This is a genomic window from Burkholderia paludis, from assembly GCF_000732615.1.
Lineage (GTDB): Bacteria > Pseudomonadota > Gammaproteobacteria > Burkholderiales > Burkholderiaceae > Burkholderia > Burkholderia paludis.
Map to the genome: position 1 here is coordinate 156,107 of NZ_JPGL01000007.1, position 24,683 is coordinate 180,789.

Annotated in this window: 18 protein-coding genes, 2 pseudogenes and 1 riboswitch; of the genes and pseudogenes, 10 read left to right on the plus strand and 10 right to left on the minus strand. The window is 68.2% G+C overall.

Features of this window, described 5'->3' with window-relative positions; translation table 11 throughout:
- Positions 1-29 precede the first annotated feature (29 nt).
- A complete protein-coding gene (ftsH, locus tag GQ56_RS0104590) occupies positions 30-2,003 on the minus strand; it encodes an ATP-dependent zinc metalloprotease FtsH (protein ID WP_031397532.1) in 1,974 nt (657 codons plus the stop codon).
- 477 nt (positions 2,004-2,480) lie between these two features.
- On the opposite strand from ftsH, the gene GQ56_RS0104595 reads away from it, so the two are divergent.
- Positions 2,481-4,145 carry an acid phosphatase gene (locus GQ56_RS0104595; protein WP_031397533.1) on the plus strand — a complete coding sequence of 555 codons (1,665 nt, stop codon included), beginning with the start codon at positions 2,481-2,483 and terminating at the stop codon, positions 4,143-4,145.
- On the opposite strand, the pseudogene GQ56_RS46350 reads toward GQ56_RS0104595, so the two are convergent.
- The 3 genes and pseudogenes from GQ56_RS46350 to GQ56_RS39145 form a co-directional block, all read right to left on the minus strand.
- A pseudogene (locus GQ56_RS46350) lies at positions 4,030-4,482 on the minus strand (FAD-binding protein); the annotation flags it as partial. The gene GQ56_RS0104595 and the pseudogene GQ56_RS46350 overlap by 116 nt on opposite strands.
- Before the next feature lie 219 nt (positions 4,483-4,701).
- Complete coding sequence (locus GQ56_RS0104605; RefSeq protein WP_031397534.1) at positions 4,702-6,567, minus strand: phosphoenolpyruvate carboxykinase (GTP); 1,866 nt, start codon at positions 6,565-6,567, stop codon at positions 4,702-4,704.
- A 527-nt stretch (positions 6,568-7,094) separates the two neighbouring features.
- Positions 7,095-7,869: pseudogene (locus GQ56_RS39145) on the minus strand (SDR family oxidoreductase).
- A 374-nt stretch (positions 7,870-8,243) separates the two neighbouring features.
- Here GQ56_RS39145 and GQ56_RS46195 point away from each other — a divergent pair.
- A complete protein-coding gene (locus GQ56_RS46195; RefSeq protein ID WP_200877967.1) occupies positions 8,244-10,037 on the plus strand; it encodes a DarT ssDNA thymidine ADP-ribosyltransferase family protein in 1,794 nt (597 codons plus the stop codon).
- A gap of 4 nt (positions 10,038-10,041) precedes the next feature.
- On the plus strand, positions 10,042-10,740 hold the full coding sequence (locus GQ56_RS0104625; protein WP_043301086.1) for a DarT1-associated NADAR antitoxin family protein: 699 nt from the start codon (positions 10,042-10,044) through the stop codon (positions 10,738-10,740).
- 119 nt (positions 10,741-10,859) lie between these two features.
- On the opposite strand, the gene GQ56_RS0104630 is transcribed toward GQ56_RS0104625, so the two are convergent.
- The 4 genes from GQ56_RS0104630 to GQ56_RS0104650 form a co-directional block, all read right to left on the minus strand.
- Positions 10,860-11,768, minus strand: coding sequence for an alpha/beta hydrolase (locus GQ56_RS0104630; protein WP_031397537.1), 909 nt, complete (start codon positions 11,766-11,768; stop codon positions 10,860-10,862).
- Between the two features lie 140 nt (positions 11,769-11,908).
- On the minus strand, positions 11,909-12,691 hold the full coding sequence (locus GQ56_RS0104635) for a hypothetical protein (protein WP_031397538.1): 783 nt from the start codon (positions 12,689-12,691) through the stop codon (positions 11,909-11,911).
- A 216-nt stretch (positions 12,692-12,907) separates the two neighbouring features.
- Complete coding sequence (locus GQ56_RS0104640) at positions 12,908-14,353, minus strand: hypothetical protein (protein ID WP_152601630.1); 1,446 nt, start codon at positions 14,351-14,353, stop codon at positions 12,908-12,910.
- Positions 14,354-14,811: 458 nt separating this feature from the next.
- Positions 14,812-15,576: an alpha/beta fold hydrolase gene (locus GQ56_RS0104650; protein WP_031397541.1), complete on the minus strand. Its 765-nt coding sequence runs from the start codon at positions 15,574-15,576 to the stop codon at positions 14,812-14,814.
- Positions 15,577-15,663: 87 nt separating this feature from the next.
- Here GQ56_RS0104650 and GQ56_RS0104655 point away from each other — a divergent pair, with 87 nt between their 5' ends.
- Entirely contained in the window at positions 15,664-16,143 is a 480-nt protein-coding gene (locus tag GQ56_RS0104655) for an NUDIX hydrolase (protein ID WP_235212626.1), read from the plus strand.
- A gap of 145 nt (positions 16,144-16,288) precedes the next feature.
- Here GQ56_RS0104655 and GQ56_RS0104660 read toward each other — a convergent pair whose 3' ends face one another.
- Positions 16,289-16,798, minus strand: a complete 510-nt coding sequence (locus tag GQ56_RS0104660) for a hypothetical protein (RefSeq protein WP_031397543.1) — start codon at positions 16,796-16,798, stop codon at positions 16,289-16,291.
- 249 nt (positions 16,799-17,047) lie between these two features.
- Here GQ56_RS0104660 and GQ56_RS0104665 point away from each other — a divergent pair, with 249 nt between their 5' ends.
- The 4 genes from GQ56_RS0104665 (at position 17,048) to GQ56_RS0104680 (ending at position 19,660) form a co-directional block, all read left to right on the plus strand.
- Positions 17,048-17,563, plus strand: a complete 516-nt coding sequence (locus GQ56_RS0104665) for a YbaK/prolyl-tRNA synthetase associated domain-containing protein (protein WP_031397544.1) — start codon at positions 17,048-17,050, stop codon at positions 17,561-17,563.
- A gap of 56 nt (positions 17,564-17,619) precedes the next feature.
- Positions 17,620-18,258 (plus strand): helix-turn-helix transcriptional regulator, encoded by a 639-nt coding sequence (locus GQ56_RS0104670; RefSeq protein WP_031397545.1) that lies wholly within the window; start codon positions 17,620-17,622, stop codon positions 18,256-18,258.
- Between the two features lie 61 nt (positions 18,259-18,319).
- On the plus strand, positions 18,320-19,294 hold the full coding sequence (locus GQ56_RS0104675) for a threo-3-hydroxy-L-aspartate ammonia-lyase (RefSeq protein ID WP_031397546.1): 975 nt from the start codon (positions 18,320-18,322) through the stop codon (positions 19,292-19,294).
- A 117-nt stretch (positions 19,295-19,411) separates the two neighbouring features.
- The gene (locus GQ56_RS0104680) at positions 19,412-19,660 is read left to right on the plus strand and encodes a hypothetical protein (RefSeq protein WP_031397547.1); all 249 of its coding nucleotides are present in this window, start codon (positions 19,412-19,414) and stop codon (positions 19,658-19,660) included.
- A gap of 35 nt (positions 19,661-19,695) precedes the next feature.
- On the opposite strand, the gene GQ56_RS0104685 is transcribed toward GQ56_RS0104680, so the two are convergent.
- On the minus strand, positions 19,696-20,574 hold the full coding sequence (locus tag GQ56_RS0104685) for an SDR family NAD(P)-dependent oxidoreductase (protein ID WP_031397548.1): 879 nt from the start codon (positions 20,572-20,574) through the stop codon (positions 19,696-19,698).
- Between the two features lie 403 nt (positions 20,575-20,977).
- Positions 20,978-21,170: riboswitch (cobalamin riboswitch) on the plus strand.
- Between the two features lie 339 nt (positions 21,171-21,509).
- Between GQ56_RS0104685 and GQ56_RS0104695 the strand changes: the two genes are divergently transcribed.
- A complete protein-coding gene (locus tag GQ56_RS0104695) occupies positions 21,510-23,438 on the plus strand; it encodes a TonB-dependent receptor domain-containing protein (RefSeq protein WP_031397550.1) in 1,929 nt (642 codons plus the stop codon).
- A gap of 499 nt (positions 23,439-23,937) precedes the next feature.
- Positions 23,938-24,681 (plus strand): methyltransferase domain-containing protein, encoded by a 744-nt coding sequence (locus GQ56_RS0104700; RefSeq protein WP_152601631.1) that lies wholly within the window; start codon positions 23,938-23,940, stop codon positions 24,679-24,681.
- Positions 24,682-24,683: the final 2 nt, after the last annotated feature.

Sequence of the window (24,683 nt, forward strand, 5' to 3'; positions counted from 1 at the left end):
TACGCGTTGGTCGTCACGTCGGATCGCATTCAGCGATCGGGGTCGCGCGGCGGCTCGTACGCGACGAAATCGCGCTCGACCGTGGACGCCTGCTCCGTTTCGATCGCGCCGCCGCACGCGCCGGCTTCGTCGCCGGGCGCGGCTGCTGCGGGCGCCGCCTCCTCACGCCCGCCGATCAGCGTCAGCAGCGCGTCGCGTTCGAGCACCTCGCATTGCAGCAGCCGCTGCGCGATGCGTTCGAGCGCCGCGCGGCGCTCGCCGAGCGTCGCCGCGACACGCGCATGCGCGTCGGCCAGCAGCGTGCGCACCTCGTCGTCGATCATCCGCGCGGTGTGTTCGCTGCAGCGCCCGTTGCCCGGATGCCACGCGCCGGGAATGCCCTGGTGCGCGTCGCCGTCGTCGAACGTCGCGAGCCCGATCTTCCTGCTCATCCCGTACTGCATGACCATGTGCCGCGCCATTGCGGTCGCGCGTTCGAGATCGTTCTGCGCGCCCGTCGACACGTCGCCGAACACCAGTTCTTCCGCGCCCCGCCCGCCGAGCAGCGCGTCGATCCGGTCGAGCAGCTCGCTCCTGCGCAGTACGTAGCGATCCTCGGTCGGCACCTGCTGCGTATAGCCGAGCGCGGCGACGCCACGCGGAATGATCGACACCTTCTTCACCGGATCGCAATGCGCGCGGCTTTCCGCCACCAGCGCATGGCCGGCTTCGTGATAGGCGATGGTCAGCTTCTCCTGCGCGTTCATCACGCGGCTCTTGCGCTCGAGACCCGTCAGCGCGCGGTCGATCGCCTCGTCGAAGTCGGCCATGGCGATCGCCTGCTTGCCGAGTTCGGCCGCATGCAGCGCCGCTTCGTTGACGACGTTGGCGAGATCCGCGCCGACGAAGCCCGGCGTGCGCTGCGCCAGTTCGCCGAGATCGACGTCGGCGGCAAGCTTCACGCGCTTCACGTGCACGCCGAGGATCTGCCGGCGGCCGTTCACGTCGGGCCGGTCGATCGCGATGTGGCGGTCGAAGCGGCCCGGCCGCAGCAGCGCTGGATCGAGGATCTCGGGCCGGTTCGTCGCGGCCATGATGATCACGCCCGAGCCCGCCTGGAAGCCGTCCATCTCGACGAGCAACTGGTTGAGCGTCTGCTCGCGCTCGTCGTTGCCCGACATCGGGCCAACGCCGCGCACCTTGCCGAGCGCATCGAGCTCGTCGACGAACACGATGCACGGCGCCTTCTGCTGCGCCTGCTCGAACAGGTCGCGCACCCGCGCCGCGCCGACGCCGACGAACATCTCGACGAACGCCGAGCCGCTGATCGAGAAGAACGGCACGGCGGCCTCGCCGGCCACCGCGCGCGCGAGCAGCGTCTTGCCGGTGCCGGGGGCCCCGACGATCAGCACGCCTTTCGGAATCTTGCCGCCGAGCCGCTGGTAGCGGTCGGGGTTGCGCAGGAACGCGACCAGTTGCTGCAGTTCGGCCTTCGCCTCGTCGATGCCCGCGATGTCGTCGAACGTGATGCCGGTTTCCTGCTGCACGTAGACCCGCGCGCGGCTCTTGCCCATTCCGGTGAAGTCCTGCAGCCCGCCGCGCCGGCGCAGCATCATGTTCCAGACGAACACGAACATCACGAGCGGCAGCAGCCACGCCGCCAGCGACGCGATCCAGCCGGTGTCGGACGCGCCGCGATAGCGGATGCCCGCGGCGCTCAGCGTGTCGGTGAGGCGATCGTCGGTCACGCGATTGGTCGTGAAGCGCCACGGCGCGCCGGCCTGCTGCACGACCGCGGCCTCGGACGCCGGCAGCATCGCGCCGGCCTGCGGCATCTTCAGCGTGCCCGAGATCGTCGCGGGGCCCACCTCGAGATTGTCGACCAGCCGCGCGACGACGAGCCGGTGGAAATCGCTGTACGCGATCGATGCCGTTTCCGCACGCAGCATCAGCAACTGCGCGGCGAACAGCACGAAGAAACCCGCCGCGATCAGCCATCCCGGGTAGTCGAATTTCCTGTCCATGGCATCCGGCCGTAGGCGCCGCGCCGCGTGCGCTTACGCCGCCACGCGCGCGCCACCGGCGCGCGGGCCCGGCGGCCATGCGATAGCGGCCTGCATCCGCGCCATCGTCGTCTCGCTGTATCGCCTCGCTTCGTCGCATCGACGACGCCGCGGCGACGCCGTCCGGCGCCGCCCGGCAATCCTCGCCCGGGCGGCGCACCGTAGCGCGCCGCCCCTGAATCCAGTCTAGCTCGCGCGCACGCGTCGCGCATCGCGAGCCGCCTGCGGGCCGAATCGTCCGACAAACGGCTTTCGCCGACGCCGCCCGCCGCGTTATAGTCGCGTTCGTGACAGTTTCATGACAACCGCGCCGCCTGCGCTTTTGCGCAACGCAGGCCGTTGCATTCCGTCCCGCATCGCGGCAGCCTGAGCGGCATCGCCGCGCATCGAACGAAACCGAACGAAATCGCCCACCCGCCCATTCGAGGAGCCCACGACGTGAACGACACCCCCGATCGCCCCGACGATCTTCCCGCCGACCCCGACCGCCGCCGCGTGCTCGGCGGCCTCGCCGCGCTCGGAGCGGGCGTCGCGCTCGCCGGCTGTGAAACGACGGCGGCCACCGCGCCGCGCTCCGCCGCCGACCTGCGCATCGACGAGGCATTGCGCCAGCGCGTGCGCCACATCGTCGTGATCTACGCGGAGAACCGCAGCTTCGCGAACCTGTACGGCGATTTCCCGGGCGTGCGCCATCCGCTGAGCGAGGTGCGCCCCGAACACGCGCTGCAGCTCGATCGCGACGGCAAGACGCCGCTGCCCGTGCTGCCGAAGATCTGGGGCGGCCTCGTGCCGCAGGCGCAGGAAGTGGACGGCAAGCGCTACGCGATCGCCGAGCGCGACATCGACAAGCTGCCGAACGCGCCGTTCCGCGTCGCCGACGCGCAGGGCAAGCCGCTGCCGAACGGCGTGATCACGCGCGACCTGTGGCACCGCTTCTATCAGAACCAGATGCAGATCGCCGCCGGCCGCAACGACCAGTTCGCCGCGTGGGCCGATTCCGGCGGCCTCGTGATGGGGCATTACCGCAATTCGGCCGACACGCTGCGGCTGTGGAACCTCGCGCGCCAGTACACGCTGTGCGACAACTTCTTCATGGCGGCCTTCGGCGGCTCGTGGCTGAACCACATGTACCTGATTTCGGCGCAGCCGCCGCTGTATCCGGACGCGCACAAGCATCCGCATGCGGGCAAGCTGCTGTCGAAGGTCGAGGGCGACGATCCGGCCGGCACGCGGCTGAAGCTCGCCGACGATTCGCCTGCGTCCGCGCTCGACGGCCCGCCGAAGTTCGCGGGCGACGGCCCGCTGACGCCCGACGGCTACGGCGTCAACACGATGGCGCCGCCGTACCAGCCGAGCTACGTGCCGCCGGCCGACCCGGGCAACGCCGCCTATGCGGACCCGGACGATATCCGCGTGATCCCGCCGCAGGGCCATGCGACGATCGGCGACCGCCTGTCCGAGAAGAACGTCGACTGGGCGTGGTACAGCGGCGCGTGGCAGTACGCGCTCGAGCATCGCGACACGGGCACGGTGCCCGATTTCCAGTACCACCACCAGCCGTTCAACTACTTCGTGAACTACGCGCCGGGCACCGATGCGCGCCGCCGGCACCTGCGCGACGCGGGGCTCGGCGACACGCCGTCGACCAACCATCTCATCGCCGACATCGACGCGGGCCGCCTGCCGGCGGTCACGTTCTACAAGCCGCAAGGCAACCTGAACATGCACGCGGGCTACGCGGACATCGAATCGGGCGACCGCCACATCGCGACCGTGATCGACCATATCCGGCGCGGGCCGCAGTGGGAACACACCGTGATCGTCATGACCCACGACGAGAACGGCGGCTGGTGGGATCACGTCGCGCCGCCGGTCGGCGATCGCTGGGGCCCCGGTTCGCGGATTCCCGCACTGGTGATCTCGCCGTTCGCGAAGCAGGGTTTCGTCGATCACACGCTGTACGACACGAACTCGATCCTGCGCTTCATCAGCCGCGTGCACGGGCTCGCGCCGCTCGACGGCGTGGTCGCGCGCAACAACGCGTTCGCCGCGCGCGGCGCGACACCGCCGGGCGACCTGACGAACGCACTCGATCTCGGCTGACGGCCGGTCGGCCGCCTGCCGTCGACGCCCCGGGCAATCCGCAGGATCGCCCGGGGCGTTGTCGTTTCTTGCAGGGCAGTTCCTGCGCGACGAGCCAGTCGTGATGCGCGAGGCGCTCGTTCGCGTAGAGGCGCACCTTCGCCTCGTCGGCATCGCGGCCGCCGGCGAGCATCAGGTAGCGGTACAGATCCTCGGTGGCGTCGTGAAAGCCGGCCTGCCGCTGCGCGGGCGGGCCGCCGCTGCCGCCGAGGTAGATCTCGCCGCCCGACAGCGCGCTCGTGCCGCCGTAGCTCGACGCGCGTTCGACGATCAGCGTGTCCGCGCCGGCATGCGCGCGACACGGGGCGCGGCAACGTCGTGTCGTACGAGCCCGATCCGGCGGATATCGCGCTGGTGCGCTACCGGCGCGGCGACGTGCAGCGCGCGGTCGACGAAGTCGTCGCGCAATGCCTCGCGCAGTAGGCGCAGGCGAACGGCACGCGCGTGCCGCGAATGCAGAACGCCCCGCCGCCGGCGAGCGAGGCCGGCGGCGGGGCGTCAGGGTCGCTGCGATCCGTCAGGCGTCGATGCGCTGCGCGATCTTCTGCATCGTGTCGGTCATTTCGGCCGGCAGGCGCAGCTTCAGCATGTCGAAAAGCGCGGCGTGCAGCTTCAGCTCCTCGCGCCATTCGTCCGCATTCATCGACGTCACCGCGTCGAACTGCTCGCGCGTGAAGTCGAGCCCGTCCCAGTGCAGGTCGTCGTATGCGGGCGACACGCCGAACGCATGCTCGCCGCCGCCGCCCGTGCCTTCGAGGCGGTCGAGCATCCACTTCAGCACGCGCATGTTCTCGCCGAAGCCCGGCCATACGAACTTGCCGTTCGCATCCTTGCGGAACCAGTTCACGCAGTAGATCTTCGGCAACGTCGCGCCCGCGCCTTCGAGCTGCTTGCCGAGCGTCAGCCAGTGCGCGAAATAATCGCTGACGTTGTAGCCGCAGAACGGCAGCATCGCGAACGGATCGCGGCGCACGACGCCCTGCTGGCCGACCGCCGCGGCGGTCGTCTCCGAGCCCATCGTCGCGGCCATGTACACGCCCTCGACCCAGTCGCGCGCCTCGGTCACGAGCGGCACGGTCGTCGAACGGCGGCCACCGAAGATGAACGCGTCGATCGGCACGCCGGCCGGGTTCTCCCATTCGCCGTCGATCGACGGGCACTGCGCGGCCGGCGCGGTGAAGCGCGAGTTCGGATGCGCGGCCTTGCGGCCCGTTTCCTTCGCGATGTCCGGCGTCCACGGGTTGCCCTGCCAGTCGGTCAGCTTCGCGGGCGGCGTGTCGGTCAGCCCTTCCCACCACACGTCGCCGTCTTCCGTCAGCGCGACGTTCGTGAAGATCACGTTCTCCCTGAGCGTCGAGATCGCGTTCGGGTTGGTCTTCTCGCCGGTGCCCGGCGCGACGCCGAAGAAGCCGGCTTCCGGGTTGATCGCATACAGGCGGCCGTCGCGGCCCGGCTTCAGCCACGCGATGTCGTCGCCGATCGTCGTGACCTTCCAGCCGTCGAAGCCCTGCGGCGGAATCAGCATCGCGAAGTTGGTCTTGCCGCAGGCCGACGGGAACGCAGCCGCGACGTGATACTTCTTGCCCGCCGGCGACGTGACGCCGAGGATCAGCATGTGCTCGGCGAGCCAGCCCTGGTCGCGGCCCATCGTCGACGCGATGCGCAGCGCGAAGCACTTCTTGCCGAGCAGCGCGTTGCCGCCGTAGCCCGAGCCGAAGCTCCAGATCTCGCGCGTCTCGGGGAAATGCACGATGTACTTGACCGGGTTGCACGGCCACGGCACGTCCTGCTGGCCGGCTTCGAGCGGATGGCCGACGCTGTGCACGCACGGCACGAATTCGCCGCTCTCGCCGAGCACGTCGTACACGTCGCGACCCATGCGCGTCATGATCCGCATGTTCACCGCGACGTAGGGGCTGTCGGACAGTTCGACGCCGACGTGCGCGATCGGCGAGCCGAGCGGGCCCATCGAGAACGGCACGACGTACAGCGTGCGGCCGCGCATCGCACCGCGGAACAGCCCGTTGAGCGTCTCGCGCATTTCGGCGGGCTCGATCCAGTTGTTGGTCGGGCCGACGTCGTCGCGCGAAGCCGCGCAGATGAACGTGCGATCCTCGACCCGCGCGACGTCCGACGGATCGGATTGCGCCAGATACGAGTTCGGGCGCTTGGTCGGGTTCAGGCGCTTGAGCGTGCCCTGGTCGACCATCGCCTGGCACAGTGCGTCGTTTTCCTCCTGCGAACCGTCGCACCACACGACGCGCTCGGGCTCCGTGAGTGCCGCGATGCGCGACACCCACTCGATCAGCCCGCGATGTTTGACGAAGGACGGTGGAGCGATCAGCGGGCCGTGTGTGGCTTCGGCCAGATTGTTTTGCGACATGAGGATGTCTCCGGATTTATTGGGCTGGGATGGGGATGCGGGGCGAGGCCCGCAAGACGGGGAATGCGATCGGCGCGCAGGTCGCAACGACGCGCAACGCGGAGCACGCGGGCTGTGCGCGTGTCGATGCCGCGATGCGGGCGAGAGGATGTGATGTCTCGTTAGAAGATGCGAACGCGAGTTTCGCCATGCATGCAACCTGCCGTACAACTTCCATGCGGGCCAGCATACCATCGCCGTTATTCGGCCAACGTTGCGTTGCAGCAAGAAACGACGCGATCGGCGCACCGGCGCGCCGGGTGCGCGCGCGTCTTTTTTACAGTGCCGTCGCGCGCGCTTTGGGGACGAAACGGCCAGGACGGCCGTCCGGCAAGGGTTTCGCGAATGCGGAAAATCTGCCCGTTCGCGCCCGCACGCCGCCGGCGCGAACGCGCACGCCGCGAATTCACGTTTTCGCTACTCAGGCAAACCCTGAATTAGGTTGCGCACACAAACATCTGACGTGAACGTGCGACGTACGCCCCTGCTCAAAACGGCGCCCCCGGCAATCCGGGGTAATACGCGCCCGCCGCCATCCCGCCGTCGACGGCCAGCTCGGCGCCGTTGCAGTACGACGCTTCGTCGCTCGCGAGGAACAGCGTCGCGCGTGCAATCTCGTCCGACAGGCCGACGCGCTGCAGCGGCACGTTCGCGTAGTGCCTGTTGATTTCCTCGAGCGGCGCGCCGGTGGGGTTCGACATCGCGGTGTTGACGCCGCCCGGGTGGACCGAATTCACGCGCACGCCCTGGTGGCCCAGTTCGAGCGCCGCGACCTTCGTCAGTCCGCGCACGCCCCATTTGCTCGATACGTACGCGGCCAGCGCGTTCACGCCGCGCAGCCCGTCCACCGACGAGATGTTGACGATCGAGCCGCGCTTGCGCGCGATCATGTGCGGCGCGATCGTGCGGATTCCGAAGAAGGTGCCGACGAGGTTGATCGACACCGCGCGTTCGAAATCGTTTCGACAGCTCCGCGATGCCGCCGAACGTCAGCACGGCCGCGTTTGTTGACCAGCACGTCGATGCGGCCGAAAGCTCGATCGTCGCATCCGTCACGCGCGCCCAGCCCGCTTCGTCCGCGACATCGAGGTGCATGAAGCGCGCCGCGTCGCCGAGTTCGCGCGCGAGCGCTTCGCCCGGCGCGTCGAGCACGTCGCCGATCAAGACGCGCGCGCCCTCCGCGACGAACAGCCTGCATGTCGCCGCGCCCATGCCGCGTGCGCCGCCCGTGACGATTGCCACCTTGCCTTCCAGTCGGCCCATGTCGTCCTCCGTTCGATTCCGGTTTGCCAGCCGCCACGCGTTCGCGTGCGCGCCGGCGTCATGACGGGGCGCGGCCCGCGCCGCACCCCGTCGATTCGCTGCATCAGCGCCGGTGAGCCTGCCCGCCGTCGAGCGACAACGGCGCGCCCGTCACGCGCGCGACCTTGCCGTTCAGCTCGCCCATGCGCACGCTTCAGGCGACGATCGCCGGATGGGCCTGCCGGGCCACATGACGGCCTTCCCGGCAACGACGACCGTTCGCCGTCCGTGTCGCGACCGGCACGCATGCATTCCCGCCATCTTCCTCTATACTGCTGCGCGCGAGATAAACCAGGGCCACATCACGCCGGCGTCTCGCGCCAGACAGTCACCGCATGCGCGACCGACACGCCCGCAACGATCCCGGGCCGGCACGCATTTCTCTCCTGAACGATCCTTCTCTTCCGGGACAAGACGTGTTGATCCTGCTATATCAGCTCCTGATTGTTGCAACCCTGGGCATCGTGAGACTCGTTGCCCCGAAGCGGCTTGCGGCAGCCAGCCTGATCTGGTCGGCGTTGACGGTCTTCAATCTGTTCTGGCCTCCGCTGATCGCCTTGCAGCTGATCGTGATCTGGGTCGCCTATGCGTTCTTCAAATCCGGCGAAGCCTCGCCGCAACAGACCCGCCAACCGTCGCCGGCGCCCGCCGCGCCGACCGCGCCGGTAAGGCCCGCTTCCCCGCCAGCCACGAAACCGGGCGGGCGGGCGTCCGGTCCGGTCGATATTCCCGGAAAGACCCTCTTCTCGCCGGAAACGATCGACCCGGCCATCTCGATTCGCCCGGCCCCCGCGGCACCGCCGGCTGGCATGATCGACCGGCTCGCCGCGTTCGTCGGCATCGAGGCGGCGGCCCAGCAGGCCGCTGCGCCGCTGGTACGGGCATGCGGCATCGAACGGGTCTGTCTCGAGGTTTGCCTCGAAAGCGCGTCGCGCCGCCTGAAACTGGAGCGCGAGCTGGCGTCGCGCGGCGAGGCATTCCGGCAGCAGTACCGGCAAAGCTACGAGCAGCTCATCGGCTTGCTGAAGGAGCACGAGGGCGAGCCGGTGGCGGAGCCGCCGGACCCGCCGGTCGTGTGCGTGAATCTCGCACAACGGCCGATCCATCCGGACGGATCGATCGATGCGGCCATACAACGCAGAGTCGATGCGGCGGTCGACGACTACGCGCAATTCCTGGCCACGCTGTCGCAAAACCTGAAGCAACCCGGCCTGAGGGCAAGCTTCGAACAGGAAATGATCGACGCGGGCCAGACCGACCTGCTGGCGCGCGTTCAACGCTTCGAGGCGGGACTCGACTGGCGCGGCCTCGCGCCTTCCGAAACGATCGACGACACGCCCTCGCATGCACCGCTCGCACCGCACGCCGGCACCGTCGGAACCCGGCTGACGACGCCAGCGCGCCCCGTGCCGGCCAGCGCCGATGCCGGCGATCCGGTTGCGCTGCTGGACAGCGCGCCGGCCGCCGCGGCCACACCCTTCGCCGACGCATCGCGCCGCGCGATCGAGGCGCTGGCAGGCACGCTGCAGATTCCGATGCTCACGCATTTCACGCGCGCATCGAATCTCGATTCGATCCTGCGGCATGGCTTGTGTTCGCGGGTCAAAGCCGCCGAATCGGGCGTCGCGCCCGCCGTCAACGACGGCCTGCGCCTGGACGGCCGCCGCGACGGCGTCTCGCTTTCGATCGCGTTCCCCAATCACCGGATGTTCTTCAAGTACCGCCAAACGAACCCCGACGAACGCTGGGTCGTGCTCGGCATCCATCCCGCCGTCCTCTGGCAAAAGCCCTGCGGCTTTTGCCGGCGCAACGCGGCGGATCATCGGATCAGGACGCTCCCCCGTTCGCAACTGACGGGGATCGACGCCTTTCGCGGCATGTTCGAGCCGCTCGACGATCTTCCGGGCCGCGCCGATCAGAACCTGCTCGCGTTCGATCCGACCGATCCGCAGGCGGAGGTACTGGTGTTCGACGTCATCGAACCGGAATACATCGAAGCCATTGCGTTCGACAGTCACGAAACGATGCAGGCGCTGTCCGCGCTGCTCGACGGCCGCAATGTCACCCTGTTCGAACCCGATTCCGGGCCGTTCTCCTCGCGCGGCTATCAACGTAACGGAGCAAGGTAATTCCATGGCGCAGCGCCCCATTTTCATACCGAACCCCGAAGGGCCGTCGCTCGTTCGAACGGTCGACGTCGAGTTCGAATGGTTCCCCGGCCTGTCCGTCACGCAGAAGCAGCGTTCGATCGACGCGCTCCACGCCGCCGGCCGGCAGGCCGCGGGCGTCGCGGACATCCTGGAAATCTCGAGTAAATCGCGCGCGCAACTGGGCGTGGCCTTGAGCGCTTTCAATCTCGGACTCCGTGCGCCCGGACGCAACGACACGACGAGCGTGGAGTGCGCGTTTCAAGGCAGCAAGGTGTTCGAGAATGGCGGCCCGTATACGGACATGCTCGCCATGTCGTCGCTCGACGCGAAGCGCGACCGACGGCTCAGGGATTCCGGACGCCTCGTCGCTTTCCGGTTCATGAACGAGGACTGGCCGCTGGAGCCCCGTACGGCGTTCTACGACTGGCTCTTCATCACGGCCTTGATGCAGCACCCTGAACGCGCTTCCCGGCTATGCGCCTATTCCGCGTTTACCGACATCGAGTTCAATCCCGCGCGCTCGATCAATTGCCAGGCGTACTCCGCCGCGCTGTTCGTCGCGCTGCATGCGCGCGGGAAGCTCACGGCGTCCGGCCTAGACAGAAACGCGTTTCTCGCCCTACTCGCGGCTCACCCGCCCGTCGATCGCGACGCGGACGCGGGCCAGCCTTCGCTGTTCTGACGCCGCCCGCCGACGATTGCCCATCGCTGCGGAAGCCGGCGAGCACGACGCCGGGCGCGGCCGTGCGGCACGCCTGCGGATGAAGGCCCGCCCGGCGGGCGAACCGGCTTCGACCGGAGCTAGCGCCGGCTCGCCGTCGAGCCGTGCACGAACGTCGCAACGGCCTCCACGACACCGTCCGCCAGCGGCAGGTCCGGGGCCGAATACGCGGCGATGTTGTCGTGCAGATCCGCCGTGCGGACTGTCTTGAGGACGTGATTGGCATCGGCGATCAGCGCCATTTCGGCACGCGGATTGGCGCGCAGCAGAAGCTCGGCGTCCTGCACCGCAACCTGGATGTCCCGCGTCCCCTGCACGACGAGCACCGGCTTCATGCAGCCGGCCATCAGCGCGGCCGGATCGACGGTCAGCCCGCTCATCAGGAAGCGCTGGACCGACGGCCTGAACAGCGGCATGAGTGCCGGGTCGATGCCGGCCGCGTCGACCCGCTTCCCGGCTTCCAGGGAGTCGAGGATCGACATGGCATGGTCCAGGATCGGGGCATTGGCCGGGTTCGCCTGCAGTTGCTGCCTCAATACCTGCCCCAACGGGCGTCCCGGCGTGGCCACCAGGATCAGGCCGGCGATGTCGGCCGCGTGCCGCGCCGCCAGCAACGCCACCAGCCCGCCCTCGCTGTGCCCCAGCAGCCAGACGCCGGAGGCGCCCGTGCGCGCCCGGATCGCGGCAACCCACGCATGGATGTCGGCCGCGTAGTCGTCGAGCGTGACGTCATCGGCATCCGGTACGGCCGAGGCGCTGCCGTACATGCCGCGCTTGTCGATCCGGACCGACGCGATACCCCGGTCGAACAATCCTTCCGCGAGCAACCGGCAGGTCGACGCCTGCAGGCCGTTCGGCCCGTTGCCATGCCTGTCGGTCGGGCCCGAGCCCGGTACGATCAGTACGACCGGCGCGTCGCCGATGTCCGGGGACAAGAACGTGCCCTTCAGCGGGCCCGCGGGCCCCGGTGCTTCGATATCCAGTTGCATGACTTGCAAACGCCCTCCCTGACAAATGTCCATGATTCTGTCACTCCCGTTGCATGCGGGACCGTCGACGCGATTCACGATACCCGTCGCGGGCAGCGCTCGCGACGATGCGACAGGCTCACCCGCGGCGCAGCCGAAGGTCAGCGCGAGTCGCCGTCGAAGCGACGCGGCTGATAAGTGTTCCCGTTCCAGGTGAAACGCGCGGACTTGCCCGACGCAGCCTTGCCCTTCGGGCGCACCAGAAGGTCGTAGTGGCCATTGGTCGTGCGCGGGCTGAACGACAGCACGTAATGAACCTCCGCCGTGTTTTCCGCATCGCATGCATCCTGCCCGGCGTCGCCCCGCGGCTTGCCCTTTCCGGCCGCCTCCTTCATGCACTCCGCGACGCCGTCCTTGTCGTAGGTCGACCAGTCGGTGGTCGCGGTGAAGACGGGCGTCACGCGCGCGTCGGCATAGCGGTACAGGCTCAGGATCCCGGTCGTATCGCTATGCGACGTGGACGTGTAGTTGTTGTTGAAGCGCACGCCGAAAGCGGTTTCCTGCGCGCTGATCCGGTAGGGAATGACATCCATCGTCAGGAATGCATTCCACAGCATCGGGGAGGTATCGACACGCTCGCTTCGATCGCTCGCGAGCAGGCGGAATCCTTGCGCGTCGCGGGTCAGGACGCCCGTCCACAACGCCGCGTCGGCGTCGTCGGCCGGGCGCTGCACCAATGCGGCCACGACCCACAGCGGACCGGACGTCGACGGCCCGTGCGTCCACGTCGACAGCGCGACATCCTGGACACTCTCCGCCGGCGCCGGGTCGTTGCCCATCAGCGCACGCAACGCGGCCTGCTGCTGATCCTTGTCGTTCACGTCGCCCGCTGCGAACGTGCCATGCGCGGCGAGCGCCAGCACGAGCGCCAGCGCCGTTCGCACGCAAAAGCGGCCTGTCTTCCCCGTTGCGTGGCCCGGGCATTGACGCTCCGGGGATGATTCTTCACCGCATTTTTCCAGCGTGCCGATCAGCATTGCCCGTGTACTCCACGTCGAAATGTTTTTCTCAACCGGTTGCAAGGATACCAACGACGTCCTGTATCGGGCCGCCGGACAAGCGCGGCGTTGCTTGTCGTCCGTCTGCGCGTCCTCGGCGCATCAATCGGCGCAGGTCCATCGGGTTTCTTCGACATCGAAGCGGAATCGCAATGGATCGGTCGAGGGAATCGGAAAAGCGGAGGGCACGTGGCCCAGATCCGACCACCCATATCCGGACGTTCGAATATACGAACGCGGCAGGCCGGCGTGCCCGGCCGATGGATAGTCATGGCACGACCACACTCGATACATGCGCCTGTTCTCGAACAGGAAATGCGCCAGTTGTCGTTCCTCGATGTCCCGCAAGGCGACATTGAGATCGCGCCCGGCGCCGCCCGCGTCACCCGATCCGCGCTCCGACCGGACGACCTCGCCATCGACCACACGTATTTCCCAGAAGTTGCCCAGAGCCGCTTGGGCGATCGGGACGGGGCCGAAGGATATCCAGATCATGTTCGCGATGGCGCGCAGCCTTGCGAGATCGCTCGGCGCCAGCACGATGTTCGAGCGATGCGTGATCCCGGACTGCACCTCGCCTCCGCGGGACACAAGCGCGAATTCGATCACGGACAACGTGCCGATGTCGAAGTCGACGAGCGTCGTCGTCGTTCCCCCGAGCCCGCCGCTGGTCCAGATGACCCCATGACGCACCCCCTTGAACGGCCCCTCTTCCGGCGTGGAATACGACGCGCAATTCGCAACGCACGTCTGCCCGGCGGCACGCGATCCGATGGCCGTTGCGGACGCCAACGACACCGTTGCCGGCCGACGCGCGTCGACCGCACGCAAGTAGCGCTCGAACGTATCGGCCTCGGCCGAAAACTGACGCTCGATACGACTCTGCTCGAGAATCCTTCTGCCCGGATCCCCGATGCCCAATGCCATGGCGACGCGACTCGCGGCGTTCCCGGACGCGCTATTGATCTGGTAGCGGCGCTGGGCGAATTCACCATAGGTCAGCTTCCGTTGCGAGAGGCTCGCGGTCAGCCGGCGGATCTTCGCCTCGACAATACCGGCGAACGCCGCGCCCTGCAGCGTCGCCGACTGCGCCATCGGCGTCAGCTCCGGCGACGTCAGGTCGATCTCATGCTCCTGCTTGATGCACGCGTCACGCAGTGCGCTCCATTTCTCGATCAGGGGCACGTCGGCCCGCGTCGGGAAGATGTCGAGCATGGCGTAGGGATACGGCGCGGGTATCGCCGGATCGTGAAAGATCTCGATCTTGTCGCGGATCGGATTCAACTCCGGCGTGGCCAGGGTGGCCGCGCACGCGTTGCGCAATGCGTCGATCCGCGCGTTGATCCGGTTGTATCCGTCGGCAGCCCGCTCGGACGCGCGCGCGGCGGCCGAAACGGGTTGCACCGTCGACGCCTGCCCGGTTCCGGTCGCCGTTGCCGTTGCCGTTGCCGTCGACGGCGTCGCGCAGGCCGAACCGGATACGCAAACGGACAGGGATTGGGTCGATACCGGGTGAAAGGCATGGCAACCACTCAGCAGCGCGGTCACGGCCCATGTCGCGATTCGTCTTCTCATCGTGCGGTCCTTCACGCGGCCCCTCGCGGAAAGCCGGTGTATTTCAAGCGCAATCGGCCGGCACGGGCTCGCCCCGTGTCTGCCAGTCGCCCACGATCTTCGTTATCTACGGCGCTCCGGACGTCTGCGCCAGCCCGACTGCCTCTGGCCGCTCCCCGCGCAATCGCCCCGGGCAACCGGGGACGCTCGTCAGCGCAAAGGCGGCAAGAAGCAATCCGGCCGTGTACAGCGGCCGCCGCGCGGACGAACCCGTTCTTTCGCGAGACGGCTCGACACCGTCGCGATCATGCCGGCACCGATACGGACGACGTTCCGTCCCATCCGGAGCGAACGCCCGTGGCGGCATACGCATGGCAGATGCCGCACGAGACAACAGCAAGCGCGCCCCGTATCCGCACCGTCCTCGTCACGGGTTGACTCGATGGTTCCGGCTATTCGAGCGCTTGCCGAATCGCCGCGGCCAGCCCGGCCGGATTCTCCCACGCCATCGAATGCCCGGCATTTTCCACGATGGCAACGCTCACCCCGTCCATCGGAAGACGCGCGGTATCGACGTCGGGCAACGAGTGCGCGCCGAAGACGACGGTTCTCGGCATCGTCATCGAACGGAGCTGCGCGCGCCAGCCGGGCTCGCTGCCCGCGATGAGCGACACCGCGCTTCGATGCACCGCGTACGGCGCGCTGGCCGACAGCGAAGCGGCCCAGATATCGCTGCCGCCGGCCGCGGATTCGGCGATCAGCGCCGCGTGCCCGGTTTGCACGTACTCCGCCTCGGTCATCGCCGCGATCTTTCTGCTGAAAAATCCGCCGCCGGCATCCAGGTTGGGCTCGCCGAGCACGAGACGACGTACCCGCTCGCCGAGCAGCGCCGCTGCCGAGATGGCCACGGCGCCCCCGATGCTGTGCCCGAACAGGTCCAGCGACGGCAGCGCCAGATGATCGGCCAGCGCCGCGAGCGTGCTTGCGTGTTCCTGCACCGTGTAGGAAAAATCCGCCGGGCGATCGCTGAATCCGAATCCGAGCAAATCGACCAGCACCCGCCGACGCCCCGACAAAGCGGGCATCGCCACGACGTCCGGATAGTCGCAGGAGGACGCGCACCCGATGCCGTGCACGAAGAGCACTGGAACGCCCTGCCCGGGGAGATCGTGATATCGGAGCCCCCACCGGCCGTTCCTGACGGCAAAAGTCTTCATGTTCGATATTCCCCTTGAGTTGCGGCTTCCGCGCGTACCGCGCCGTCTTTGCCGGCGTGCGCGACAGATGCCTGTATCGAATCGGGCATGCGCGTGAGCAGCGCTGACTCTACACTGACGGATCCGCTTCCGCCCAATGGCTCCAGCATGGCCTCGCCCGCTCCCTTCAGTGGTTCGAAAATCGCGCTCTTCAACGATCGCGACCTGCTCGTCTATCGGCGCGACGACAAGCCCGACATACCGTTTCCCGGCCTGTGGGACCTGCCCGGCGGCGGCCGGGAAGGCGACGAGACACCCGTGGCATGCGCCCTCCGCGAGCTGCACGAGGAATTCGGGCTGACGATTCCGGAGAGCCGGATCGGGTGGTCCAGGATGTATCCGTCGAGCCGTCAGGACCGCCTGCCGCACTGGTTTTTCGCCGGCCAGCTGAGCGCTGCGGATATCGCCGCGATCCGTTTCGGCAACGAAGGCCAGGAATGGGCGCTGATGGATGTCGACGCGTATCTGCGCCTCGCCGACGGAATCGTGCACTTGCAGGCGCGCGTGGCCGAATACCTGGGGCGTTGACGGCGTGTACGCCGGCGCGTTGCGGAGGCGTGCGCCCGTCGTTGCCCCGCGACGGCCGTTCGACGATCCGGACCTCGCGACGCAAGCGGCTACGCGGCGGTGCAGCCTGCGGCGCGAGCGCGCCCCGGCGGACGAGTAAACCGCATCAGCGCGCGTCCAGCCACGCCATGAATGCGTCGAGCACCTCCGGCGTCATGTCGAGCAGGGCCTCGGCGAGCTTCGGCTGCCCTTTCGCCGTTGCCACGGCCGCGAGCATGCAGCTCACCAGCGCCTCGTCGCACGCGCGTTCGGACACGGTCGCGACCAGCGACGGCAGCCGCGCGAGCGCCGAGAAATAGGCGGATTCCAGGTCGGCCGGAACGGCGACCGCGTGCCTGATACGGCAAATCTCGACCCACGCCGGAAACTGAAAGTACGCATGGTCGGCGACGTCGGGCGCGGATGCGAGCGCCTGCACGACGTAAGGAACCGCGGCAAACGACGCATCGTAGACGTCGCCCTGATGCGCCAGGGCGCTCCATAGCGTGAACCATGGCTCGGCATCGTGCGCCGAGGCCGGCGCACCGTCGAGCTGCCTCAAGAGGGCGGGAATGTCGGCGGCGTTGCCGTACGCGTGCCTGAGTTGTGCCCAGCGAGGGCTGTCGAGACCGATCATCGCGCGATTCCTTACATGCGTTCGGGATGCCGCTGCGCGGGCACGCTTTCCTGTCGCGGCGTCATGCGGAACCCGAACCATAGCACCCGATGTCGCGGACGAAACGGGCGCGACCTCGCCTCCCGCCCTCCCGCTCCTTTCCCACACTAACGACAAAACGTCTATAATTGGACATTCCATCGACCAGCCCGCCGATTCGCCCGACTCGGCGCCTGCCTCGATGCCCCTGCCACGCCGGCCCGGAGCGACATGAGCGACTACCCCGTTTTCGACACGCTTTGCGATCTGCTGAATACGTCCGGTGCGCGGTTCCGCGTGCTCGAGCATCCGGCCGAAGGCAAATGCGACGCGATCGCCGCGCTGCGCGGCACGCGCCCCGAACAGGGCGCGAAGGCGATGCTCTGCACGTTCAAGGACAGCGGCGACGCCACCGCGCTCGCCGTGATTCCCGGCCACCTGAAGATCGATTTCCGCAAGGTCGCCGCTGCCGTCGGGCGGCGCAAGGCGACGCTCGCGCCGCCCGACCTGGCGGCCGCCGTCACGCGCTGCGTGATGGGCGCCGTGCCGCCGTTCGCGCTCGATGCCGGCATCACGCTCGTCGTCGATCCCGCGCTGGTCGAGCACAACGCCGAGATCGCGTTCAATGCGGGCCGCCTCGACCGCTCGGTCGTGCTCGACGCGACCGACTACCTGCGGATCGCGCGCCCGCTGCTCGCCGACATCACGCGGCCGGAAACGGCTGACGGCCAGGCCCCCGCCGATTGACCGTTTCCCGCAGCCGTCGCATCGCTCCGCAACCCGAACCCGAACCTGAATCCGCCATGACCGCCTCCCGCAAAAAAGCGCCGTCCGAACAGGCGTCGCTGATCGAACAGGTACAGCGCATCGCCGAAGGGCTCGGCGCGATGTTCGCGCCGTTCACGGAGGTCGTGGTCCACGACCTGCGCACGCCGGAGCACGCGATCCTCGCGATCCACAACAACCTGTCCGGACGCGCGGTCGGCGATCCCGCGACCGAGCTCGGCCTCGCCCGCATCGCGGACGACGACTTCCCGCCCGTGCTCGCGAACTACCCGAACCGCTTCGCCGACGGCCGCACCGCGAAAAGCACGTCGATCGGCATCAAGGATTCGAGCGGCCGCTACGTGGCCGCCCTGTGCCTGAATGCCGACGTCACGCTGTTCCGCGGCTTCCAGGGCATGCTGAACCAGTTCTGCCGCACCGACGGCGAAGCCGTCGCCGACACGCTCGACCCGGCCGGCGCGGATGCGATCCGGCAGCGCATCGACGCATTCGCGATGCGCCTCGCGACGACGCCGCGCGAACTGAAGACCGAGCAGCGCCGCGAGCTGATGCAGACGCTGAAAACCGACGGCTTCCTCGAGGTGCGGCGCGCAATGGAGATCGTGTCGCAACATCTCGGCGTGTCGCGCGCGACGGTCTACAACGACGCGAAATGATGCCCGCGCCGCGTGCGCGCGGCGCGCCCGTTCACTTGACCTTTCCGACCCTCGAACGATCATGAACTCTCCGACCCTCCCCACTTACGACGATGTCGCCGCCGCCGCGGCCCGGCTCGAAGGCCATGCGCACCGCACGCCGGTCATGACGTCGCGGACGATCGACGAAGCGCTCGGCGCGCAGGTGTTCTTCAAATGCGAGAACCTGCAGCGCATGGGCGCCTTCAAGTTCCGCGGCGCCTTCAACGCGCTGTCGCGCTTCGACGCGACGCAGCGGCGCCACGGCGTCGTCGCGTTCTCGTCCGGCAACCATGCGCAGGCCGTCGCGCTGTCGGCGCGCATCCTCGGCATCCCCGCGACGATCGTGATGCCGCAGGACGCGCCGGCCGCGAAGATGGCGGCGACGCGCGGCTACGGCGGCAACGTCGTGACCTACGACCGCTACACCGAGGATCGCGAGCAGATCGGGCGCGATCTCGCCGAACGGCACGGGTTCACGCTGATCCCGCCCTACGATCACGCGGACGTGATCGCCGGCCAGGGCACCGCCGCCAAGGAATTGATCGACGAAGTCGGCCCGCTCGACGCGGTGTTCACGCCGCTCGGCGGCGGCGGGCTGCTGTCGGGCACCGCGCTCGCCACGCGGGCGCTGTCGCCGCAGGCAACGCTGTACGGCGTCGAGCCGGAGGCGGGCAACGACGGCCAGCAATCGTTCCGCTCCGGGGCGATCGTGCATATCGACACGCCGCGCACGATCGCCGACGGCGCGCAGACGCAGCACCTCGGTCAACTGACGTTCGCGATCATCCGCCGCGACGTCGACGACATCCTGACCGCGACGGACGCTGAACTGGTCGACTGCATGCGCTTCTTCGCGACGCGCATGAAGATCGTGGTCGAACCGACCGGCTGCCTGTCGTTCGCGGCCGTGCGCCGGATGAAGGACGCGCTGCGGGGCAAGCGCGTCGGCATCGTGATCAGCGGCGGCAACGTCGATCTCGAGAACTTCTGCAGCCTGGTGTCGGCCCCGGCCTGAGCGCAGCGGCGCGCGGAAAGATGCCGTCATCCGCGCGCCGTCGCGACTTGCCGTCGCGTTAAGTTTGGCGCCCTAGACTGAATAGGTTGTCCCGCAGTCAGTCGTGAAGGAGCCACCATGAATACGCACGCGATCGTCGCCGCCGCCCTGGCGGCCGCCTCTCTTACGGCGTTCGCTCAACCGGGCGCGACGTTCACCGGTTTTCCCTCGACATCGCCGCACGACCCCGCCGCGCAGGCCGCGCACCGTTCGCCCGGCGCGTTGCCGCGCGCCGGCATCGTGCTCGCGAAGATCGATCAGAACAATACGCCGCCCGATCGCGGCGACGACCCGGGCGGCCGCACGCACGCCGGCTCGCACATGTGACGGCGCGCGCCGGGCGCCGCTGCCGCGCCCGGCCGTCAGAACGACGGCAGCGACGGATCGCGGGCGGCGAGGATCGCGTCGGTGCGCCGCTGCAGCGCGCCGTCGATCGTCTCCGGTTGCGGGATCAGCCAGTAGCGCTCCTCCCGGATGCCGTCGAACACGCGCTCGGCGAATGCGTCGGGCGTGAGGCCGTGCGCGTTCAGCATCGCGCGCATCGTGTCGACGAAGCCGCGCACCTCGGGCCGGTCGTGCGCGGCGCCGAACGGATCGTCGAAGATGCCCGAGTGCACGAGGCCCGGCGCGAGCAGCGACACGCCGACCGGCGCGCCGAGCATCTTCAGTTCGCCGTACAGCGATTCGGTCAGCGCGACCACCGCGAATTTCGTCGCCGAATACGGCGCCATCAACGGGCTCGGCAGGAATCCGCCCACCGATGCAGTGTTCACGACCCGCGCGGGCAGGTTGCGCTCGAGCATGCGCGGCACGAAGCTGCGGATCCCGTTCAGCACGCCGCGCACGTTGATCGCGAAGCTGCGCTCGAAGCGTTCCGGCGTGATTTCCCAGCTGAAGCCGGTGGCCATCACGCCCGCGTTGTTGAACAGCAGGTCCACGCCGCCGAAGCGCTGCCAGGCCGCGGCCGCCAGCGCGTCGACGGCTTCCGGGCAACTGACGTCGGTCGGCACGCACAAGGTGTCGGTGTCGGTGTCGGTGTCGGTGTCGGTGTCGGTGTCGGTGTCGGTGTCGGTGTCGGTGTCAAGCGTCGCGGCGAATGCGTCGAGCTTCGCCGCGTCGAGATCGGCCAGCACGACGCGCATGCCGAGGGCGGCCGCGCGGCGTGCGAGCCCGCTGCCGATGCCGCTGGCCGCGCCGGTGATCACGGCGGTGCCGCCGTCGAAGCGAATCGTTTTCGTCATGTCGGTCGGAGTCCTGTCGGGTCGATGAAGGAAGCCGTGCGCGCGGGCCGTTCGGCCCGCGATATCCGCAGCAACATGCAACACCCGCCTCGTGTCCGCCTCGCCTGTTTGAACGAGATCGGGCGCCCGCGCCGCCAGCGCGACCCGGGCCAGCCGGTCGCACGGATCGCCGCGCACCCCGGGTTCGGCGGCGAGAAGGCGTTCCGCCGCGCGTTCGTCCGGTGGACGGGCGTCGCGCCGAGCCGGTTCCGGTGCGACCGCACGGCGGCGAACCGCCCCGTTTCGTCAGACATGAAAGGCGGCGTCGATGCACGATGAACAGGATTCCAACCGTTTTTTCCGGCAATGACGTTTTTTCGCACCCCTGCGCAACCGGACAATTGACGCGCCGGCGCGCCCGCCATTACCCTTGCGCGCTGATGGTTCCCGGAAACGGGATCAAATGGGAACGCAGGAGAGGCGGCGCCTCGAATCTGCGGCTGCCCCCGCAACTGTGAGCGGCGAATCCGTGCCACCGCATGCCACTGGGAAACCGGGAAGGCCGGCACGCATCACGACCCGCGAGCCAGGAGACCTGCCATCGACCCGAGGTCCAAGCAGCCGCACCGGGCGGGGTGTCCCGATGCGCCAGGCGCCGCCGCTGGCGGTCGCCCGTTGCATGGACGGCCCGACCTCAGGATCTGCCCGATGTCCTCCGTTACCGCATCCGCTTGCGCGCCGCAAGCGTCGCACCGGCCCGCCGCCGGCGCGCACGCCCCGCCCGCGCGCCGTGTCATGTCGATCGCGTCCGCCGGCCCGCGCCGCGCCGACGCCCGCGACAGCAGCCTGACCGGCCCGGTCGCGCGATAACCCGCCCGATCACCGATAACAAAACCGGCGCTGCCCGCCGCCCGTTCCCGGTCGCCCACGCGCAGCCCGACAACAACGACAGCCTCATGAAGATTCGACACCTCCTTGCCACGTCCGCCGCGACCGCCCTGCTCTCGCCCGCCGCGCACGCCGCCGGCGACCTCGCGGCCTCGCCGACGGCCCCCGCCGCCGACGCCACCGACCTGCCGGCGATCACCGTGACCGACACGCGGCGGCTGCCCGAGTCGTTCGACCAGCGCTATGCGACGACCCAGGTGCTCACGCGCACCGATCTCGACCGGCTGTCGCCGAGCGACCCGAGCATCACCGAGGCGCTCGCGACGCTGCCCGGCGTGACCGTGTCGCAGAACGGCGGCCCGGGTTCGTCCGCGTCGGTCAGCATCCGCGGCTCGTCGGCAAGCCAGGTCGCCGTGTTCATCGACGGCATCCGGATCGGCTCGTCGACCACCGGCATCGCGCCGTGGTCGGATCTGCCGACCGAAGCGTTCGAACGCGTCGAGGTGATCTCGGGGCCGGCCGCCGCGTCGTTCGGCGCCAATGCGATGGGCGGCGTCGTGCAGCTCTTCACGCGCCGCGCCTCCAACCAGCCGAACCAGACGACCGTCTCGTTCGGCGGCGGGTCGAACAAGACCTTCGACACGCAGCTGCGCACCTCGGGCACGGTGCCGTCGACCGGGCCGCTCGCCGCGCTCGGCGGGCTCACCTACTCGCTGGGCCTGCACTCGTACAACACGGCCGGCATCGATGCGACGCAGCCCGTGCTGCCGTACCACGAGGCCGGCCGCAACCCGTACCACGCGCAGGATCTCGATGCGCGGCTCGGCTATGCGCGCGACAACTGGTCGATCTCGACGTTCGCGCTGTATCACCGGTCCGATCTGTCCTTCGACAACATCGGCTACGCAGACCGCCAGCTCGATCATCAGCTGACGACCGGTATCGCGTTCCACCTCGACATCACGCCCGACACGCAGTTCGACCAGTCGTTCGGTTATTCGAACGATCGCCAGTTCCTCTACGCAAGCAATCCGGCCGTCCCGACCGACCAGATCAATTCGCAGCGCATCAGCACATCGACATCGCTGACCCATCAGGAACGCGGCTTCCACCTGTTCGGCCTGCCGCTGTCGGGCGAGACCAAGCTGGCCTACGATTTCACGCGCGAGCAGGCGTTCCTGCCGATCGACATTCCAACCGGCGTGCCCACGCGCAACGATTCCGCGTTTTCGCTGCATCAGTCGGCAACGCTCGGCCCCGTGACCCTGTTCCTCGCGGGCCGTCACGAGATCATCGCCGGGCAGTCGGTGAACACCGGCAACGCCGCGCTGTCGTGGGCGATCACGCCGGTCTACACGGCGCGCGTGTCGTACGGCAACGGGTTCCGCCTGCCGACGTTCAACGACCTGTACTACCCCGGCTACGGCAATCCGAACCTCAGTCCGGAACGCAATACGTCGGTCGAGGCCGCGATCGACGCGAACACGTCGTACGGCACGTTCACGGCCGCGATCTACGACACGCGAATCACCAACCTGATCGCGTACAACCCGCTGACCTATTCGCCGATCAACATCGGCCGTGCGCATGTCAGCGGGCTCGACCTGTCGTACAAGGGGACGATCGGCAACTCGACGCCGGTGAGCCTCGCGGTCGGGCTCCTGAATCCGCAGGACGAGACCAACGACTCCTGGCTGAACCGCCGGCCGCGCCAGACGGTCAGCCTGAGCATCGACCACACGTGGGATGAGCTGCACCTGCACGCGCTGAGCACGGGCGCGTCGCTGCTCTACGGCGGCACGACGTTCGACGATCCGGCGAACATGACCTATCTGCCGTCGTATCTGACGGTGGGCCTGCGCGCGTCGTACCGGATCAATTCGCACCTGACGGTGTCGGCCACGCTGTCGAACCTGTTCGATCGCCAGTACGTGACCGCGTACGGTTACAACACGCTGGGGCGTACCGCGTTCGGGAAGATCAGCTATACGTTCTGACGCGTCGATGGAGAAGCCTTGGCGCGGCGCGGCAAGGCTTCGAACGGACAGCGGCCGCGCTGTCCGCCGCACGCACCGGCCCGGCCAGGGTTTCGCCGCGGAAAACCGGAAGAACGCAAGCCTGGCCCATCCTGCTCCCGCTCCCGCTCGACGACGTCGACAGGCGAAATGCCGAACTCGGCACGCCGACGAGCGTCGAACCCACCATCATCGTCGAAACACGTTGCGACGCCGTCCGGGGCGACCGGCCTGAACGCCCCGAACGCTCGGTCCCGACACAACGCACGCACTGCCGGGCCGTCGAGGCCGGCGAACCCTGCTGGACATTTGCTCCGTCAGGCCGTACGGTGGGCGGCACGCGCCGAAAATAAGCGCCCGACGCGCGGTGATCGGCCCTCGAGCCATCGATCGCGAATCTCACGCCGCCGTCTTGCGATGGATGGCGCCGCACGCCCGACGACCCGGTTCGCCGCCCGCGCCTGCCGGCACGAACCGTGACGTGACGACGATCGATTGTTCAAGCCAATCCCGCCTGGAGATTCAATTGGAGCAGATCGGATATTCGTGGCCCACCTTCGATCAACTGACACGCTACCTGATCAGGCTGATCGATCCGGGAAAAATACTGGACATCGGCGCCGGCGGCGGGAAATACGGACGCATGCTCCGGGATGTCGTGCCGGATTGCCGCTTCACCGCACTGGAATGCGACGAGGCAACCCATCCGCTGCTGATCGACAACGGCTACGACGACATCATCGCCGGCCTCAGCGACACGCTCTACGATCGACCCGGCGACGCATACGACACGATCATCCTGGGCGATGTCATTGAACACATGCGCCACTCTCATGGCCGCGATCTCCTGGAATTCCTGAACTACCGGGCGCGCTACATCATCATCTCGACGCCCGAATGCATGCCGATGAGCGGGACCTCCTATTTCGAGAGCCACAATTCCGTGTGGCGGCCCGATTCCTTCATGTGGCATGACTTCTGGGCGCATCAGCAATGCGGCATCATGCATTTCTATCTGCTCCGGGGGCATCTCGACTGGAATGCGAAGGGCCTGGATTTCCTCGTGAATTCGGCGAACGCCTCGCATCTGTTCAATACGCGCGCCAGCAGCGAGACGGAGGCCGCCGACGAGAAATCGCTCCAGCCCGTCAGCCTGACGCTCCACGACTACCGGTACATGGAAAAACTCGACGGCGACCAGTACGCCGTCTTTCGCCCCATCTGATC

Bases quoted from the DNA above. Each gene is read 5' to 3' on its own strand.
- GQ56_RS0104695 (WP_031397550.1), top strand. From the start codon at position 21,510: ATGAAGATTCGACACCTCCTTGCCACGTCCGCCGCGACCGCCCTGCTC.
- GQ56_RS46195 (WP_200877967.1), top strand. From the start codon at position 8,244: ATGCGCGACCGACACGCCCGCAACGATCCCGGGCCGGCACGCATTTCT.
- GQ56_RS0104670 (WP_031397545.1), top strand. From the start codon at position 17,620: ATGACCGCCTCCCGCAAAAAAGCGCCGTCCGAACAGGCGTCGCTGATC.
- ftsH (WP_031397532.1), bottom strand. From the start codon at position 2,003: ATGGACAGGAAATTCGACTACCCGGGATGGCTGATCGCGGCGGGTTTC.
- GQ56_RS0104665 (WP_031397544.1), top strand. From the start codon at position 17,048: ATGAGCGACTACCCCGTTTTCGACACGCTTTGCGATCTGCTGAATACG.
- GQ56_RS0104630 (WP_031397537.1), bottom strand. From the start codon at position 11,768: ATGCAACTGGATATCGAAGCACCGGGGCCCGCGGGCCCGCTGAAGGGC.
- GQ56_RS0104675 (WP_031397546.1), top strand. From the start codon at position 18,320: ATGAACTCTCCGACCCTCCCCACTTACGACGATGTCGCCGCCGCCGCG.
- GQ56_RS0104680 (WP_031397547.1), top strand. From the start codon at position 19,412: ATGAATACGCACGCGATCGTCGCCGCCGCCCTGGCGGCCGCCTCTCTT.
- GQ56_RS0104660 (WP_031397543.1), bottom strand. From the start codon at position 16,798: ATGATCGGTCTCGACAGCCCTCGCTGGGCACAACTCAGGCACGCGTAC.
- GQ56_RS0104655 (WP_235212626.1), top strand. From the start codon at position 15,664: ATGCGCGTGAGCAGCGCTGACTCTACACTGACGGATCCGCTTCCGCCC.
- GQ56_RS0104685 (WP_031397548.1), bottom strand. From the start codon at position 20,574: ATGACGAAAACGATTCGCTTCGACGGCGGCACCGCCGTGATCACCGGC.
- GQ56_RS0104625 (WP_043301086.1), top strand. From the start codon at position 10,042: ATGGCGCAGCGCCCCATTTTCATACCGAACCCCGAAGGGCCGTCGCTC.
- GQ56_RS0104605 (WP_031397534.1), bottom strand. From the start codon at position 6,567: ATGTCGCAAAACAATCTGGCCGAAGCCACACACGGCCCGCTGATCGCT.
- GQ56_RS0104650 (WP_031397541.1), bottom strand. From the start codon at position 15,576: ATGAAGACTTTTGCCGTCAGGAACGGCCGGTGGGGGCTCCGATATCAC.